Annotated in this window: 12 protein-coding genes; 6 read left to right on the top strand and 6 right to left on the bottom strand. The window is 42.6% G+C overall.

Features of this window, described 5'->3' with window-relative positions; translation table 11 throughout:
• Nucleotides 1–112: 112 nt before the first annotated feature.
• Nucleotides 113–823 (bottom strand): lipoyl protein ligase domain-containing protein, encoded by a 711-nt coding sequence (locus SNE_RS02780; RefSeq protein ID WP_013942799.1) that lies wholly within the window; start codon nucleotides 821–823, stop codon nucleotides 113–115.
• A gap of 327 nt (nucleotides 824–1,150) precedes the next feature.
• Between SNE_RS02780 and SNE_RS02775 the strand changes: the two genes are divergently transcribed.
• A complete protein-coding gene (locus SNE_RS02775; RefSeq protein WP_013942798.1) occupies nucleotides 1,151–3,712 on the top strand; it encodes an ATP-dependent Clp protease ATP-binding subunit in 2,562 nt (853 codons plus the stop codon).
• A 236-nt stretch (nucleotides 3,713–3,948) separates the two neighbouring features.
• Here SNE_RS02775 and SNE_RS02770 read toward each other — a convergent pair whose 3' ends face one another.
• Both SNE_RS02770 and SNE_RS02765 read right to left on the bottom strand, forming a co-directional pair.
• The gene (locus SNE_RS02770) at nucleotides 3,949–4,698 is read right to left on the bottom strand and encodes a hypothetical protein (RefSeq protein WP_013942797.1); all 750 of its coding nucleotides are present in this window, start codon (nucleotides 4,696–4,698) and stop codon (nucleotides 3,949–3,951) included.
• 470 nt (nucleotides 4,699–5,168) lie between these two features.
• Nucleotides 5,169–5,909, bottom strand: coding sequence for a PTS sugar transporter subunit IIA (locus tag SNE_RS02765; protein WP_013942796.1), 741 nt, complete (start codon nucleotides 5,907–5,909; stop codon nucleotides 5,169–5,171).
• Between the two features lie 1,109 nt (nucleotides 5,910–7,018).
• On the opposite strand from SNE_RS02765, the gene SNE_RS02760 reads away from it, so the two are divergent.
• From SNE_RS02760 to SNE_RS02745, 4 genes are read left to right on the top strand one after another with little or no spacing between them, the layout of a single operon-like run.
• Complete coding sequence (locus SNE_RS02760; protein ID WP_408020853.1) at nucleotides 7,019–8,527, top strand: TolC family protein; 1,509 nt, start codon at nucleotides 7,019–7,021, stop codon at nucleotides 8,525–8,527.
• Nucleotides 8,524–9,597 carry an efflux RND transporter periplasmic adaptor subunit gene (locus SNE_RS02755; protein WP_013942794.1) on the top strand — a complete coding sequence of 358 codons (1,074 nt, stop codon included), beginning with the start codon at nucleotides 8,524–8,526 and terminating at the stop codon, nucleotides 9,595–9,597. Before SNE_RS02760 ends, SNE_RS02755 begins: the two co-directional genes overlap by 4 nt.
• Nucleotides 9,594–12,623 carry an efflux RND transporter permease subunit gene (locus SNE_RS02750; RefSeq protein ID WP_013942793.1) on the top strand — a complete coding sequence of 1,010 codons (3,030 nt, stop codon included), beginning with the start codon at nucleotides 9,594–9,596 and terminating at the stop codon, nucleotides 12,621–12,623. The genes SNE_RS02755 and SNE_RS02750 overlap by 4 nt, the downstream gene beginning before the upstream one ends.
• A 46-nt stretch (nucleotides 12,624–12,669) precedes the next feature.
• The gene (locus SNE_RS02745) at nucleotides 12,670–13,206 is read left to right on the top strand and encodes a hypothetical protein (protein WP_013942792.1); all 537 of its coding nucleotides are present in this window, start codon (nucleotides 12,670–12,672) and stop codon (nucleotides 13,204–13,206) included.
• Nucleotides 13,207–13,286: 80 nt separating this feature from the next.
• Here SNE_RS02745 and SNE_RS02740 read toward each other — a convergent pair whose 3' ends face one another.
• The 3 genes from SNE_RS02740 to SNE_RS12130 form a co-directional block, all read right to left on the bottom strand.
• Nucleotides 13,287–13,526 carry a hypothetical protein gene (locus tag SNE_RS02740; RefSeq protein WP_013942791.1) on the bottom strand — a complete coding sequence of 80 codons (240 nt, stop codon included), beginning with the start codon at nucleotides 13,524–13,526 and terminating at the stop codon, nucleotides 13,287–13,289.
• A 3-nt stretch (nucleotides 13,527–13,529) separates the two neighbouring features.
• The gene (locus SNE_RS12135) at nucleotides 13,530–15,104 is read right to left on the bottom strand and encodes a tetratricopeptide repeat protein (RefSeq protein WP_053225327.1); all 1,575 of its coding nucleotides are present in this window, start codon (nucleotides 15,102–15,104) and stop codon (nucleotides 13,530–13,532) included.
• A 288-nt stretch (nucleotides 15,105–15,392) separates the two neighbouring features.
• Entirely contained in the window at nucleotides 15,393–16,331 is a 939-nt protein-coding gene (locus SNE_RS12130) for a class I SAM-dependent methyltransferase (protein ID WP_158307201.1), read from the bottom strand.
• A 174-nt stretch (nucleotides 16,332–16,505) separates the two neighbouring features.
• On the opposite strand from SNE_RS12130, the gene SNE_RS02725 reads away from it, so the two are divergent.
• Complete coding sequence (locus SNE_RS02725) at nucleotides 16,506–18,110, top strand: trypsin-like serine peptidase (protein WP_013942787.1); 1,605 nt, start codon at nucleotides 16,506–16,508, stop codon at nucleotides 18,108–18,110.
• Nucleotides 18,111–18,128 lie beyond the last annotated feature (18 nt).

The raw sequence follows: 18,128 nt of genomic DNA, 5'->3' as shown, positions 1-18,128 counted from the left end.
ATTCCTTCATCGCTATCTCCCCTTGCTTTTGCATGATTTAGGTTACCTCGATGAAAATGACGCTGCCAAAGTCGATCATTGGGCTGGCATCCATGAATATATCGCAAAAGTGCTAAACCGTTAAGGATTCGATGAGAAGCGCGCGAAGCTCTTGACGCACCTCTTGTAAATCAGCAAGAGTGTAATCTCTGCCTAAAATCGAAAAGGTGTTTTGCTCCATTGCTTCGAGCACTTGCGTGCCTGGCAATAGAACATCTTGTAAAAAAATTTTTTGAGGGAGGGCTATTGCAATGCTTCCTTGATGGAGATACCCCTGCTTGACTCTTCTTTGGGCCGCTCCTGCGATTTTTTTTCCTTGAAGCATCACATCATAAATTGTTGGCTTCGCCATGCAGAAATGTCGAGAGCTCTCATCTAGAGGGGTCGGCTCGGAAGGAAGCAATTCAGGGGCCTTTGACTGTTTAAAAAATTTCTTCACTGCCTTTTTAACGCCATTATTGATAAAATTGTAGTTATCGAGCGTATTGAGCGAAAATGCGGGGAATCCCGCTGGAACGAGTGCTGAAAAGGCTAAATCACACACATGGAAGACAATACCTCCTCCTGTGGGCCGCCTAGCTAGGGAAAGTCCCCATTTTTCAGCCTTGGATAGATCGAGATACTGGTTAGGCTTGAGGAAATAACCGTAGGTGCCGCTATCCTGCTCCCACTCATAAAGGTGGAGGAGAGGTGGATCATCGAGTCGCATTTCTTCAAGCAGCTTGGCATCAAGATCCATATTTTTTTGGGCACTTGCTACCCCTGTATCGAGAACTTTCCACATCGCTATCTTACGCTATTAAACCCAAATGACACCTTAGTATTGTCATCTGGAAGTTGTATTTTCCCAGGTTTTCTTCGTGAAACGCAGTCCTATCTTTATTCAAGTATGTGGCAAGTCTCGCAAAGAAAACTTGAAAAAAACCTAAAGCCACCTGTCCACCCCTAGAGTGACATTTGAGTTTAAGTTATTGAAAGAGTATCAGATTCGGTATAAATTTACAAAAAAGGAAAAAGCCCTCAGAATGTAGGTTATAGCCGGCTAGAGGCGCAAACTCCTTTTGCCTGAGCTAACTTTTTCGCTATTAATTAATAAAGGAACGAGTCGATCATGTTTGACAAATTCACCAACAGAGCTAAACAAGTCATTAAACTTGCTAAGAAAGAAGCTCAACGCCTCAACCACAATTATTTGGGAACGGAGCACATCCTCCTTGGGCTGTTGAAACTTGGGCAAGGAATTGCCGTTAACGTCTTGCGTAACCTCAATGTCGATTACGATACCGTTTTAAGTGAAGTTGAGAGACTTGTTGGGTTTGGACCTGAAATCCAAGTCTACGGTGACCCTGCGCTAACAGGGAAAGTGAAAAAGGTCTTCGAATATGCGAACGAAGAAGCAGCCAGCCTCAACCACAACTACGTCGGAACTGAGCATCTCTTACTTGCCCTCTTGAGACAAACTGATGGAGTCGCGACTCAAATTCTCGAAAACTTGAGCATCAACTTAAAAGAGGTGCGCAAAGAAGTTCTTAAAGAACTCGAAACATTTAATTTGCAACTTCCGCCCATGGGAATGACTGGCTCCCAGTCAGCCGGGCGTCAAGAAAAGATGGCGGGTCCTAGTGGCACACCTGAAAAGATGCCAGCGCTACGCGCTTATGGTCACGATCTGACCGAATTGTGCCGCGAAGGAAAACTCGATCCTGTCATTGGCCGCTCGCAAGAAGTTGAACGGCTGATTCTTATCCTCTGCCGCCGCCGCAAAAACAATCCGGTTCTCATCGGAGAGGCGGGAGTCGGTAAAACAGCGATTGTTGAAGGACTTGCCCAAGCAATTGTCAAAGGTGAAGTCCCCGACCATCTAGCAAAGAAAAAACTCATCACACTCGATCTCACGCTCATGATCGCCGGAACCAAGTACCGAGGTCAATTCGAAGAGCGGATCAAAGCCGTCATGGACGAAGTGAAAAAGCATGGAAACATCCTGCTTTTCATCGATGAATTGCATACCATCGTCGGAGCAGGAGCTGCCGAAGGGGCAATTGATGCCTCAAACATCTTAAAACCTGCTCTATCACGTGGCGAAATCCAATGTATAGGAGCCACAACACTCGATGAATACCGCAAACACATTGAAAAAGATGCGGCACTTGAGCGCCGTTTCCAAAAGATTTCCGTTGCCCCTCCTTCTGTTGAAGAAGCTTCTCAGATCTTGATGGGACTGAAAACAAAATACGAAGAGCATCACAAATGTATCTATACAGATGAAGCGATACGGAGCGCCGTTTACCTTTCTGACCGCTACATCAATGGCCGCTTCCTCCCAGATAAGGCCATCGACCTGATCGACGAAGCTGGAGCCAAAGCGCGGATCTCGATGCTCCACCAACCCCAAGAAGTCCACCAACTTGAAATCGAAATCGAAGAGCTTCGCAAAGCCAAAGAAGAATCAATTGGGAAGCAAGAGTATGAAAAAGCTGCAAAACTCCGCGACAAAGAGAAAAACCTCCGCGAAAAGCTGCAGCAAGTCCACACTGAGTGGGAAAAAATGAAAGATCAGCATCAAGTGGTTGTCGACGAAGACGATGTCGCTGCCATTGTGGCAAAGCACACAGGCATCCCCATGTCACGTATCACCGAAGGGGAAGCGGCAAAAGTGCTCAAAATGCAAGAGCTGCTAAAACAAAATATCATCGGTCAAAGCGACGCTGTCGAAGTCATTTGCCGGTCTCTCCGACGCAGTAAGGCAGACATTAAAGATCCCAATCGTCCGATTGGTGCCTTCCTTCTCCTCGGGCCAACTGGTGTGGGTAAAACTCTCCTTGCCAAGCAACTGGCGATCCATATGTTTGGAGGAGAAGATGCTCTTATCCAAGTTGACATGTCCGAGTATATGGAGAAGTTTGCCGTCAGCCGTATGACAGGATCGCCTCCAGGATACGTAGGCCATGAAGAAGGGGGACAACTCACAGAGCAAGTGAGGCAGCGCCCTTACGCGGTCGTTCTCTTTGACGAAATTGAAAAAGCCCATCCAGATGTGATGAACCTCCTCCTGCAAATTTTAGAAGACGGCCATCTTACCGATTCATTGGGTCGTAAAGTGAATTTCCGCAACACAATCATCTTGATGACGTCGAACCTCGGATCGGATCTCATCCGCCGCTCAACCGAAGTTGGCTTTGGTGCGATAGAAGGAATGCCCGACTACGACACGATGAAAGAAAAGATCGATAAAGCGGTCAAAAAGCACTACAAACCCGAATTCATCAATCGCTTAGATGACACCATCATCTTCAAAGCTCTTGATAAGGAAAATCTCATCAAGATCATCGAGCTTGAAGTTGGTAAACTCAAAAAACGGCTCGAACGCAAAAATATCCAAATTATCCTCAGCGACAAAGCCAAAGAATACCTCGTCGACAAAGGATACCAACCTGAAATGGGCGCCAGAACCCTGCGCCGCACCATCGAGCAGCAGCTTGAAGATCCTCTTGCTGAAAAGTTGCTCATGGAAGGGGATGAGCCCCGTGAAATTTCTATCGAATTTGAAGAAGGCAAGTTGATTTTTAAAGATCAGGAGCTTTCTAAAGATAAGAAGAAAAAAGAAAAGAAAAAGCTCATTGCAACAACAGCAACAAAAGATCAGGAAGAGCCTCAAGACGAAGGAAATTGATTTCCTCTAGCTGGTGACCGCGCATAGACATAATGCTAACCTGAACTCTGGGTTTATTTTGCTTAGTCTCAGGAGAGAAAGTTCTCTTAAATTCTCGGTATTTTTGCCGATGGAAAGGGCCAAACGGTCCTTTTCGAGGCAAAAAGGCTGAGGAGAAAGAGAAAAATCCCTGAGAATGAGTGAAAGAAACCCAGAGCTTAGGTTAACCTAAGCTCTAGGTTTCGCTCATTTGTCTCTTACCAATCAGTTTTCATCGTAAAAGTTAGATCTTCAAACTGCACATTATCGAGATTTAGGGTGGGATGTGCCGTTAACACCTGTGGAAATTGTATCATTGGAGTATTCAAAGCAGAAACTTGTGTGAGGTTGGGGAATAGAAGGGCTTCAGGTGGGATAATTTCAATATCAGAATAAGAAAGGTCTAAAATCGTCACTCTTTTTAAAAGAGTATCATCGCATTTTAAATGATTGCGCATCTCTTCTGCGGTTTCTAAATGGGGAAATTTGTATTGATCTTCTAGTTTTCTCCAAACTCGTATAAGATTGCGATCCATGATTTTTGGAGCAATTTTGTTAATCAATAGAGCCATACTAATACAATGATCAAACGCTTCTTCCATTGTTCCGCTAAAAACTGGAACCGACACCGAAAATGAACCTTTAGTGTGGATATAAAGATCTTGAACTTCACGCTCAAACCAAAAAGAAAATGCCATAGTATCATAGAGAAAGCTAAGGCTAGTTGCACGAGAATTCTGAAAATCGAATTTTTGAGAAACGTTACTTGGATCGAACAACCTCACTTCAGGAGCTGGAAGAAAATTCTGCATTTTTTGCAGTTCTTCAGCAAGTCTAGCCCGTTGATTGAGGCAACTAGCGTTTGTAGAAAATGCGTTAGCTTGTCTACGAGCAGATGAGTGGTTGCCTATCGGAAAAAGAGATGTTACTGTACTCTTGATCTCTCTAAGAATAGAGCTTCTTAGCATCTAATGACCTTCGAATAATACCATTTAAAATACTTAACTTATGCGCAAAAAATTGTACTTCTCACTTCAATTTGAAGGCAATGAATATAGCCCCGGAACACAATCTAAACTTCATTCGAAGAGGATATACTCAAACAACTTCAAAAATTGGATTTTCGGCTGCGCCAAAGCACCGTAATTTGCCGATTTTAAGTGACCTCATATTCCTAATATTAGGCCACTTAAAATCGACGAATTCCGAAAGCTTTCGCGTTGCCCAAAACCAATTTTTGAAGTTGTTTGAGTATAAGCTTTCTGCAATTATCTACTGAATTTGCGGTAGGCAAATCATTTCTTCTGCCAGGCTTTGCGTAAGAGTGGGCGTTTTTAAAAATTTTTTAAAAAAATTCTTCCACTGATACATCCAGCTCATACAAATTGAAATCCCTTATCTAGAAAAAATGCAAAAACTGATATTTAAAGAAACCCTCTTATTGAGAAAGGACTTTCGACTCCCAATCTTTAATGTAGTCGAGAAGCTCTTTTTTACTTGGCCGCGATTTCAATAGCTCAAGCGCTTCGTCATTACTACTGAGATGAGCAAGTTTTGCTAGAAGGTGAAGGTGTCTTTTGTCATCACATGCAAAGAGAAAGAAGAGAGTATGCACCGGATGCTCGTCTAAGGCCCCCCAATGAATTGGTTTTTTGGGAAAAACAACGACGATGACATCTGTCGGCCCTTTCAAGAGAAAATCTCGTGTATGAGGAACGGCAATTCCATTGTTGAGTGCCGTCGGCATCAATTTTTCTCGATCGAGAAGGAGTTCGCTCATCACCGCAGGATCTAAAGACAGGTTATCTGCCACAGTTTCCATAGCTTCTTTAATGATCGCTTCTTTCGTTTGGGACGTAAGCTCGGTAAACACTCCACCTCTATGCACTGCTCGGTAAAGTCCAAATTGCTGCATCCCTCGCTTTTGAAGGTCTTCTGGATCTTTTTCTTTCTTTTTATCTTGAAGCTTGGGGTAAATTTCCTTTTCCTCTCCTGGCAGGAAATTGCCCTTTCCCTTTTCTAAACGACAGCTCATCATCCAGTTTTCAATTTCAATACGGCTGAAACGGTACTGATGATGCAAACGATAGGCTGGAATTTTTCCCTCCGCTAACCACCGTCTGATTGTCGTTTCTGAAACATTTAGCAGCTCCGCGACATCTTTGATTTTGAGATCCATTGATTTACCTCACCTACGGTAATTCTTTACAGAAACTTAAAGTAAACTCTTTTTACACTTATTGTCAAACCTATAATACTTCTGACTTTTATACAACATTCTATCCAAAAAAATCTGAAAATTTTCTTTGCAATTCCGTTATGAAAGAGGAGTGTTTTATATATAAAACATTGGTTTTAAAAGAGTTTTTATTAAAAAGAGAAATGGGTAAAAATGGGCAAAAATGCATGCATTTTTACATAGCTGACGAGAAAAATCTGCTGTTTTTCAACCCAACCAACATTCACTTTTGTTTACCACAAATGTCATATCCGGTAAATTTAATGGTTTTAGGAGATTTGCGAAAAATGTGGTCCTTTACTAAATGGCTACCCCTTTTCTTTGTTGTTGTCAACTTACTCCATGCAAACGCTAAGCAAGTTGCAATAGTCTATGATGGTCCCTTTGCTCGAGACGAAGTCCTTTCAACACAGATAAAAAAAGAAATTGAAACCCTCCTTGCTAATGATTTTCCAGTACAGTTTGTTGAACTTGATGGGAGGTGGGATCACGAAGAAATTGAAAAGTGCCTCAATGCAAGCTTATCTGATCCAGCCATCGACTTAGTTTTGACGATGGGCATTCAAAGTAGTTTCTTAGCCCTTAAAAAACAGACTTGCACTAAGCCTCTTGTTATCGGTTACAACCTAACTTATTTTTCTGATCCTGAAGTCGACTTTCCTCTGCAAAAAGATACGCACGTCGCCTTTTACGAAAGCGCCTTTACAGTCCCTGAAGAAATTCAGCTCTTTGCTCAGCTATTTCATGCCAAAAAGCTCGCCTTTATTGGAGATGCCTCTTTGATCGGAGACCCACATTTTTTGGTGATCCAAAAAAAAATTTTCGCTGAAATGGGAAAACGAAACATCGAGCCTCTGCTGATTCAGCTCACAGATTCTCCTACTCTTGCAACCGAAACGCTTACAAACCATCTTGTCGACGGAGTCGTTTTTCTTCCGACCTGGAGACTCTCTCCTCAAGATTTTTCAACTCTCATTGAGATCTGCAATCATCTTGAATTGCCCACTTTTTCCGTCTTTGGAGAAACAGAGGTTGAGCAAGGGATCCTCATGTCTCAAATGCCCAAAAGCGAAGTAATCCGCGCTGCAAGGCGGGTGGCCCTTAATGTCCAAGAGCTCTTCCGCAGCGGCCATAACCAAGAGCTTTCGACCCACTTTCGTCATAGCCTAACTCCTGTGATCAACACCCAAACAGCAAAAGATCTTGCTTTTGTGATTCCCACAAAGTTAGAAAGAGACGCTCTCCTCCTCGCTTACCGTTACCAACCTTTTGCTTCTCTTTCACTCTTAGATGCCACAAAGCGGGCGGTTAGCAGCAACTTAGAGCTCTTGGCAGAAGATTTTACGGTTAAAAGTGGTACGCAAGATGTTTTGCGCAGTTTTTCCAAACTCCTTCCCCAAGTCTTTTTCCATCTCGAAGGAAGAAAAATCGACCCCAACCAAGCGAGAAACACATTTGGCTTAGAGCCCGAAAATCTGATTCGCAGCTCCTTTCTCATCCATCAAACGCTCTATGATGATAAGAAAATTGCTGACTTTGTCGTTCAAAAACGTACACAAAAAGCGCGGGAGTACCACTTAGACTCGTTTGAACTCGACATCATTTTAAGCACAGCAGTTGCTTATCTCACCCTTTTACGCCTAGATGCCGATTTAGAAATCGCAAAAGAAAACATTTCCCTTTCACGGGCCCACTTAAGCCGTTCAAAAGAGCTTGTCGACTCTGGAATGACGCGTCTCTCTGAGGTTTATAGGTGGGAAAGTGAGCTTGCTGCAAATCAAGATCAACTTGTCACCTTGATTGCAGTGAAAGAAAATTTAGAGACCGAGTTCAATCGTTTACTCAATCGCCCCCTCGACACTCCGATCCATCTTGAAAAACTTTCCCCCCATTTTTACGAAACCCTAAGTCGTCAATTGCAACAAACACCCCTCCTTAAACATTTCAAACGGTCGATGGCTGAAATAGCACGCAGCAATTCTCCTGAGCTCAAAGGAATCGATGAAATGCTCGTTGCACTTGAGCGAAAGTTAACAGCTGCAAAACGCTCATTTTATTTGCCAGAATTTGCTGCCTTTGGGGAGTTTTCAAACAACCTCTACCAAGAAGGAGCCGGAACCACGCCTCCTCCGGGTATCAGCAATAAGAAACTTTACTCAAAAGTGGGTGTCAGCCTGACCTACCCTCTCTTTACAAGTGGTGGGCGTGTTTCTGAAAAGAATCAAGCAAACTTTGAAATTCAAAAAACAAAAACTTTGCGCGCTTCGCTCCTTGAAAAAATCGATGAAGCCATCATTCAAACAATTGATACCATGAAAGCAAGTTACGAAAGTATCCACTTTGCTGAACAAGCCTTCGAAACTGCCCAAAAAAACTTAATACTCGTCACAAAATCGTATGCTCATGGAGAAGTCTCCGTTGTTGATCTGCTCGATGCTCAACATCAAATGATTGTGTCGAAACAGCATCATGCCCATACATTTTACGACTTCTTGATCGATGTCATGAAATTTCAACGAGCCTTAAGCCATTTTACCTTTTTCCAGGAGTCCACATGAATCTGAAAATTTTTCTTCCTTTTCTTCTTTTAGTAGCTCTCGTAACAAGCTGCAAAAAAAAGGATTCTGAGCAGATTGTGATTCGTCCTGTTTTAACTCAAACTGCTGAAGTCATAGAAAAAAAGCCTTACCTCTTTTTCTCTGGTTTTTCCAAATCTGAAAAAAAGATTCAAGTGAGTTTTCGTGTGGGTGGCCAAGTAGCAGAACTGCCGATCAAAGTAGGTGAAAGACTACATGTCGACCAATTGATTGCACGACTTGACGACCAAGATTACGCATTGCAAGTGCAGCAAGTTGCCGCAGTAGAGGAGCAAGCTCAAGCAAAATTGAAAGATGCTTACTCTCATTATCAACGGCTCAAAATCTTGTACGAAAGTGAAAGTATGTCTAAGCAAGAACTCGAGCATGCGCGCGCCGTCTATGATGCAGCTAAAGCTGCTGCTTTCCAAGTAGCCTCTCAACTTGACTTAGCAAAAAAAGAGCAAAGCTATACAGTTCTCAAAGGCGAAGGAGACCTGTTTGAAGTTGCGGCAAAACATGTTGAAGTCCGCGAAAATGTGCAGCCTGGACAACCCATTGCAACTTTAATTTCGGCTCAAGGGCTCCAAGTTGAAGTGGCCGTTCCCGAATCTGAAATTGGACTAGTCAAACGAGGCACGCCTGTCGACCTCTTTTTTACCGTTTACCCTAACGAAACGTTTCAGGGGACTGTTGATGAAGTAGGAGTTTCCTCTACTGGAAACACCACCTTTCCAGTGACAATAAGACTCTCCAAACAAGATGAGCGGCTCCGCCCCGGAATGGCAGTGAAAGCTCGCATGGAAAAACCTGCGTCTCCTGCTTCTAACATGATTTGGGTTTCGCTCGAAGCCATTGGACATGATGATTCGGGCCATTTCGTCTATCTCTACGAGGATGGTCTCGCAAAAAAAACGCCAGTCAAATTAGGAGAACTTTCCTCCGAAGGAATCGAGGTGACTGCTGGTCTTGTGCCCGGACAAAAGGTCATTGTCGCTGGTCTCCGCTTTCTCTCTGATCAACAACAGGTAAAACTTCTCGAAAAGCTATGACTTCTCTCATTTTTCAGAAAAAATCTTTTGTCCTTGCTATCATCCTTCTCCTTTCTGTTGCAGGACTTTTAGCCTACAAATCGATGCCACGAGCAGAAGACCCCCCTTACAAAGTGCGTGAAGCACAAATCATCACGAGTTGGCCCGGAGCAAGCCCCAAACGGGTTGAAGACCTCATCACAGACAAAATTGAAAAGCATGTCCAAAAGCTTCCTGAAGTAAAAACCATCGAAAGCGTTTCCAAAACGGGACTGTCCATCGTGAAGGTAAAGCTTCGTCAAGACTGTAAAGAGATCTTGCCCATTTGGACAAAAGTACGCCAAAAAGTCGAAGATGCCGAGCGTGAACTCCCTCCTACTGCCATGAAACCATTTGTGCAAGATGACTACGGCGACGTGTTTGGAATCGTGATTGGGGTTGTGGGAGATGGGTTTGACTTAAACACGCTCGAACCGATTGCAAAAAAACTCAAAGCCGATTTGATGGAACTTCCCGATGTGGCTAAAATTGAGCTACTTGGAACGCAGGAAGAGCGCATTTTCATCGATTACAAAAACGAAAAACTCGAAAAGCTCGGCCTTTCTCCCGACTACCTCCACTTTCTTCTCGCAACGCGCAATATTGTTCAGTCTGGAGGTACCTTGTATAGTGGAATAGAGCAAGTGACCTTAGAACCCACCGGTAACTTTGAAGATCTCGAGGCCATCAAAAACACAGTGATCCCTCTCCCTCAATCGTCTCACCTCCTCTACTTAAGTGACATTGCAGAAGTGACCCGGGGTGTCATTTCTCCCCCCTCTTCCCTCATGCGCGTCAACGGCCACCCCTCTTTAGGACTCGCTGTTTCGATGCGAGAAAGAGGTGATGCCTTAACGCTTGGGAAACAGGTGCGTCAAATTCTCCGCCGCTACCAAGAGACCCACCCGATAGGAACCCAATTTGAAGAAGTTGTTTTCCAGCCTGATCGGGTGAACTATAAAATCCAAGAGTTTGCTGGGAACCTAGGTCAAGCCATTTTCATTGTCTGTCTCGTAATGCTCTTTTTCTTAGGGGTACGCATTGGACTCATCATAGCTAGTGCCATTCCAATTGTGATTCTCATCACGTTTTTCATTTTACCTCTCTTTGGTATCAGTCTCAATCAGGTAACTTTTGCCTCGCTTATTATTGCCCTTGGAATGCTTGTGGATAACGGGATTGTCATTGCAGAAAGTATGGCCGTTCTCATTCAAGAAAAAGGAAAAAAGCCCCTTGAAGCAGCTTTTATTGCTGCAAAAGAACTCAAAGTCTCTCTTCTCATTTCGACACTAACAACGTGCGCTGCTTTCCTCCCCTTCTACTTTGCTCAATCCGCAACTGGGGAATATGTCAGTTCCGTCTTTATCATCGTCTCTGTTGTCCTACTCGTTTCTTGGCTCATTGCATTCACACTCACTTCGATGATGTGTGTGAAATTCATTCCTTCTACGCCTAAACGGCTTTTTAATCCTCGCCTCCCCCTTCAAACCTATCGCCGTCTTCTTAGATGGACTCTGATGCATCGGATGAGATTTTGTATAATTTTAGGAGGCCTCTTTGCAGTTTCGCTTTGGGGGTATACTGCGATTCCTAAAATCTTCTATCCACCTAGTAACCACCTTCTCTTCACAGCTGAAATCGAATTGCCTGTAGGCTCATCTATATGGAGAACCGAACAAGCCCTTAGTGAAATCGAACACTTCGTCGAAGAAAATCTCCATACAAATGGCGAAGTTCTTTCGTGGGTTTCCTATATTGGGAATGGAGGACCTCGTTACCGGTTGCAACATGAACCCGAACCACCTAATTCTCATTATGCACTCATGCTCTTCACCGTCAAAGATTACGCCGCCCTCACATTGGCAACAGAAAAACTTGACCAGTACCTCTTTGAAAATCATCCTAGTATCCGTCCCAAAGTGCGCCGTCTGCAAGAAGGTGTTCCAATCAAAAACCCCATTGAGCTGCGCCTCTCGCGAGAACACAAACATCTCAAAACAGCACTCAAAGAACTTCCCGGGACAAAAAATGTCGATGATAATTGGGGACTTGAGACGAAAAAAATCGTGATCGCCGTTGATGAAACCCGCGCAAGCCGCGCCCACATCACCCATGCCGACGTTGCAAGCTCACTTGAATCAGCTGTCAGTGGACGGATTCTTTCTCTCTATCGCGAAGGGGACACGCTGATCCCAATTGTATTGAGGTCTCAAGTAGCACGCGACTTTCATCTGATTGAATCGGAAACATTCAACGTCTTTTCCACTGCTTCTCCCAACAATGTTCCTCTCTTTCAAGTTGCCACACCTCATCTCGATTGGGAAGCCCCAGCCCGTTTTCGTTACAATCGACAAGAAATGTTAACCTTGGTTTCAGATCTAAATAAGGGATTTACAGCACATGCGTTAGAAAAAGCAATTCGTAATCATCCCGAAATTGCAAAAGTGAACTATGAATTGGGAGGAGAGCACGAAGCTTCAACTGAAGCAGAACATTCCATTTTCGTCCATCTCCCTCTCACCTTGATTCTGATTGTACTCCTCCTTCTAGCCCAGTTCAACAGCTGGAAACACACCACTCTCATCTTAATGACCATTCCCCTCTCGTTCATTGGAGTCATACTTGGATTGCTTATTGGCCATTCCTACTTTGGAATCATGACGATTTTAGGTGTAATTTCTCTATCTGGCATAGTCGTGAACAATGGTGTCCTCTTGATTGAACAGATTCAGCTGATGCAAAAGCAAGAGCAGTCGCTTTCACAACATGACGCGATCATCGAAGCTGCGTGCTCGCGCTTCCGCCCAATTTTTCTTACTACTCTCACAACAGTAACAGGGTTAATTCCCCTTTGGATTGGTGGGGGGCCGCTGTGGGAACCCCTTGCGATCACCCTCTTTTTCGGATTACTCACTGGAGCTATCCTGACTCTTTTCGTCCTTCCCCTATTTTATACAATTTTCAGCAACTCTATGCACTCTATGCATAAAGAAAAAGCTTTTAGCTAAAAAAAGCCTATCCCTAAACTGCTTTGCATAAATCATAGGAGTCATCATGAAACGAGCTATTTCATTCATCGGAGCGATCATCATTGGAACTCTTCTCGCATATGTTTGGAGCTGCCTTTCTTGGACAGTTTTTCCGTTTCACGAATGGACCTTAAAGACATTCACCAACACTGAAACAGTTGCTCAAGTCATCACTCAGAACGCTCCAGAGTCTGGTGTTTACATGATTCCTAGCTGTGAACACCATCAAGACACTGCTCGAGGTCCCTTGGTCCTTTCAGCAGTTCGTTTGCAAGGAATCAACCCAAACATGGTCAAGGAAATCATCATTCATTTGATCACCATCTTGATTAGCACTACATTCATTGCAATCCTCCTTCAATCTTTGGCAAGCTCATTAAAATATGTGCAGAAAATAGGAGTAATTGTTTGCATCGCATTGATTGGAGCAATTCTCAACCAAACTCCTCTTTGGAATTGGCACTTTTTTTCCCCTTCTTTTGTCCTTATGGGAATTGTAGATCAAGTTGTCATGTATTTTATAGCTGGAATAGGAATGGCAGGGCTAATTAAAGCTTCGTGATGGTGATGACAAGAGCTTGGTAGTAGCCACAGTTATCGGGTACTTCGATTGCCATGAGTTCTTGCTAATCCGAATTAGACTCAAAGTAGATCACGCTCTGGTTCGATGTCATCTAGGCCAATGTCTGCTTGATCGATACTAAAAACCTCTGTTTGATTTTTCATAAACTCAATGACTGTATGATATGCCATAAGATACCCATTATTAAAGCTTTCATACCCCTTTTTTGGATGATCAGCCTCTAATTTTGCTTCTTTTGCTTGTTTTTTGATTATAGATATCAAATCTACAAGATAGCTTTTATATTTTTCGTCTTCCATATACTAATTAAGCCTTTCATTTAAGATAGACTGAAGAACATCTCGTTGTTCTGTATAACACTGTATCTCAGCAGGCCATTTTTTGTTGATTAATGCATCCTGTCTTTCGGGATGTAGTTTATCCCAGTTAGGGATAAATTTTGATGGGTTTGCAATCTTATCCTTGTGTTCAGTTATTAGCTTTTCATAGCTTCTAATACCCTTTTGAATCTCTTTTGCCGGTTTATCAAGGTAATCCCTTACCATTTTTACATGGCTATCCTTCCTAATGGCAGCTTTGAGCACTTCACTTTCTGACTGAGAAACTAATCTATCTAAGCGACTATTAATCGTACTTTCTAGCTTTCTAGCTTTTTGTAATTGCCCCATTTCCCCTGCAGTAAGTCCAACTTCATTTCCGAGAGACCTACTTGTCTTACCAGCATTAATAATTTCTTCAACTTTGACGGTATTTCCAACTCCTGCAACTGTTTCAAGAATAAGAGTTTCTTCAGCTCTTTGAAGGTTTTTTAAAACAGCAGCTAGCTCTCGAGCACTTTTTGCACTCCTACTTGCAATTTTAGCCATAGCTCCTGGAGCTAGAATGTCCACTCCATGCTTTCCAAAAGCATACCCTGCCAACTCTCCCTTTTTGTCAGAGGACAAGGTATCCCATTGTGTTACTAATTGATAGATTTCAGGTGAAAGTACTTCTCCTATCATTCCCCATTCATCTTGACTCGCAAGTCTAGCAAGAGTTGCAAGTGCTTCATATATCTGCGTTGAGGTATGGATAGGGTGAGAAATGAAGTCTCCAAGAAACAAAATGATCCCTTTTCCAGACTCATAAACTCCCTTTGGCAAACCTTTAGCAAAACCAAGAGAAAATTCTGGAGTTGAAAATGGGATTTCATTTGGAGATTTCTCAACTTGAGTTGTGAAATGATGAAAATCTTCGACGGAACGGTCATACAAGCCTATATCAAAATATGAAACGCTTCTTTGGAGATAAAGCGTTGGGTTTGTTGGATTCATTTCAATGGCTTTACTAAAGTCATGAATAGCTTGGTTATGATATCCAAAAAAACGCGCTGCTTCGCCTCTCATTTGATAAGAAAGAGCATTGAAATCTTTCTCCTGAAATGGATTAGAAAACATAGGACCGTAATCGGTAGAAAATCTCCTATCAATCTCTTGATGGCAAAAATCTAAAGGGCCTTGACTTGCTCCGGGAGGTAATTTGAAATTTGCTTGAGAGCTCAAGCTTTGAATCTCTTGAGCAAATTGTGGGTAGTTTGAAAATTGATTGTTGAATTGATTAAAGCTTTCATGAGCAAAAAGAGGGCCAATGACTCTACCAATTTCTTCTAATGAGAGACCTTGTCTAGTAGAATTAGATGGTTCAAAGAAATTCTCTTGAGCGAGATTTTCTTTGAAGGAAGAGATTTGTTCTTCCATGGCCGATGTAAAAATTGGGATGTCATTAGAAGGCGTTTGAATTTCTGAGCTATTTGCTATGGAAGGTGAATTTTCTTTAGACTCTGATTTGCTTGACCCTGATGAGCTGGAGCTAGATGAGTCAGAAATAGCTGAATCCATTTTTCGGTTTCTCGAAGGTATCCATAGTTGACTATTTGAAATGTAACTTGCTGTGAATAATTTTGAGGGTAGGCAGGTAGTGATGGAGTGGTAGCTAAAATCGTCCAGTGGGTCAACAACTTCAATTTTCGCATTAAAGGCCAAAGTTTCGATTTTTTAACGCGTCAGTCTACGATTCAGCTTTCAAGTTGTCAATTAACTTATCCCATCATCAGAAAAAAAAGAATATCCTCCTTGAATAAATTGCAGGAGGCTTGCAAAAGAAGATCTAATTTATGTCGATACTATTTAAAGCTTCGTGATGGTGATGACAAGAGCTTGGTTTTCTGCATAGTAGCCACAGTTATCGGGCACTTCGATTGCCATAAGTTCTTGTTGATATTCAAATCGTGGATCAGCTTGGATTGCTTTTAAAAATGCCGATTCCTGAAACTTAGAGATCGGATCACTAATAAAACAAGAAAAGCAGGAACCCGAGCGCATGTGCTTTTCAGCGCACTCATTAAAAAATAGGCTAAGCCGATCGGGGCTTTCTCTTTCAGGAAGGTTTTTCATTTGACGCTGCTTCATAAACGCTTGGATTTTTCCCTCTTCAATTTTGCGCTCTTTCTTATATCTTTCTAACATGTACTCTTGTTGCAATTGCGTGATCTGATTTTGTTCACGCAGTTCACAAAAAAATGAGAGAACATATTCTAGCGGGGTCGACTCAATAAGAGGGAGCTCTTTAAAAAAGGCATCGAGATCTTCGTCAGTGTATTTGAGAGAAACAAGAAAAGCCGTTCTGTCTCTTGCTTCGCGCATGAGTGGCTCTTTTTCTTCCATCATCTGACTCCATTGACCGACTTGCTGTGAATCGCCATCAAACCCCATCCCCGATTCTAAAGGATAATCGTCGAAAAAGATCGCATCAAAGACACCAAGTGAATCGAGCGCGTTTTGCCACGTATCTTGAACTAAGATCACATTTTCATAACTTTTCGCCCACTCTTGCGCCTTTTCAAAGACGACTGGGTGGTATTCGATAATGGTATGCGACTTGGGAAGATACGACTGAATGTGTGACGAAGAATAACCACAACCAAAGCCTATTTCCAAAACATCTCCTGAAGGTCCTAGCGCATCAATGCATGCTTCCATGTAAGGCCTTTCCCATTCCATCATGACTTGAAAACGGCCTTCTTTGATCAGGATCTCTTTTCCGTTCTCATCACGTGTGTACTGCATGTCGCAGAATTGAGGCTCTGTTTTTTTCTCACTTTGTCCCATAACCTCGTTTTACGATCTTAGGGGATATTTGACAAGTCTACCTTTTTTCAAAGCGCAAAAATAATTCTCAATTTTAAATACAATCTTCTTTATAATTATTTTCTTTTCTTAATCCCCAGAAGGATATTTTATATGTCCAGTATTTATGCCAGGTATGTTGCCCCATTTTCATTAGAACAACCAAGCTTGCCAAACCAGGTTGAGACAACATGGTGTGACGGCCAATCTAAAGTTTCTAGAGCATGGCAATCACACCAAGAAATGAATGATTGTAGATATTCCACAAGGGAAAAAGCTTTTTACCCTGTTCTTCCTTACAATACGCAAACACAGAATTACATGCCTGTAACAGGGCATTTTGACATTTCTCGATTAAGACAAACCCATGTACTAGACCTGATTTACTCCCCTCCGTTTACCATGAAACAATTCGGAGTGATTCCTGTTTCAGAGACAATTTCACCTTTAATCAATAAGATGGGAACCATGCAAGATCAGAAGACTGGAGAAAGCCTTGGAACTTGTACTCTCATCGCTGACAATCTAGTCATGGTTGCTCGTCACGCCGTTCAGGGTAGAGATGTAAGAAATATTCACGTAAGATTTGGACAGACGGAATTTAATGGAAAATCCTACATTGCCGGTCATACAAGTTTCCAGTGCGTCATTGAAGAAGATCTTGGCCTTGACTATGCAATCATACAATTAAATGAGCCAGTAGGGCAACGATTAGGGCATGTCCCTCTTTCTGCTCATGAGGACATCGTGACTGAACCCGTTTTGCTTCATTACCCCCTTCAGAAATCATTAAAGGTTTCGGTTCATTCATTCGTTCAAACTACCTATCAAACCAAGTACTTATTAGCCTATCATGACTCCGACTATTTCTCTTCTGGAGGAGCCTATTTTGATCCACTAGGTCGAATGAATGCGATGCATTTAGGTTCTCAACTCGAAGGAGATAGCATGAACCTTATCCGATATGCTGTACCTCTCAAAGATATTGTAAACCTTCGTCCTCACTCTTTCCTAGCCCTGCTTGCAACTGGAGAACTGTCACAAGCAAACTCCTATACTGCTGAAGCTGCTCCTGTTTTCTTACCCTCTGCTCCGCATAACTATCTGATGGATGAAGAAGGGTATCAATCCGAAAAAATTCTAAGGAATCTCCTCAGAAAACATCTCCTAAAAGATAAAAAAATTGGTCGAACAAAAACCGGTGCAATTTCCTTTTCAAAAGCTAACCTCGAATATATTGCCTCCAAATACCCTCGAGAGTACAAAGTTTTCCTAGATAAATGCAGTGGAATCACTGGAACTCATGGATTAACAAAGCAATACTCAGTGAAAGGGTGTATCGAAAGCGACCATACGCTTCCCCATGATGTTTGGAAATCAACCACCAACCCAAAAATGAGGCGGCTCGTGTCGGGCGGAGGCTCTCGTCCAGGAGAAAATGAGATGCCCGCAATGACCATTCCCTATGATAACCATCGGGAGCTACGCACAACTGGTTCGTCTACTGCAGCAATTGCTTTTCGAAAACAGCTTGTTCGTCTTTGCAACGCAAATAAAATCGATGACGCTTTAACTCTTTGCTTTAATGAGTATGCATTGCATGGGATCAACCTCAAAGATTATCAAATGCAAATCGACCAATGCCTAAAAGAACACGTTTTACTTAAAGTCATTTCCACTAAGGAAAAGCAAAAAATAATGAAAAAATTATTTCCTTAGAATCGCTTAACTTCAAAA

It is taken from the genome of Simkania negevensis Z, from assembly GCF_000237205.1.
Taxonomy (GTDB): domain Bacteria; phylum Chlamydiota; class Chlamydiia; order Chlamydiales; family Simkaniaceae; genus Simkania; species Simkania negevensis.
This window is presented reverse-complemented; position numbering and strand designations above follow the sequence as displayed.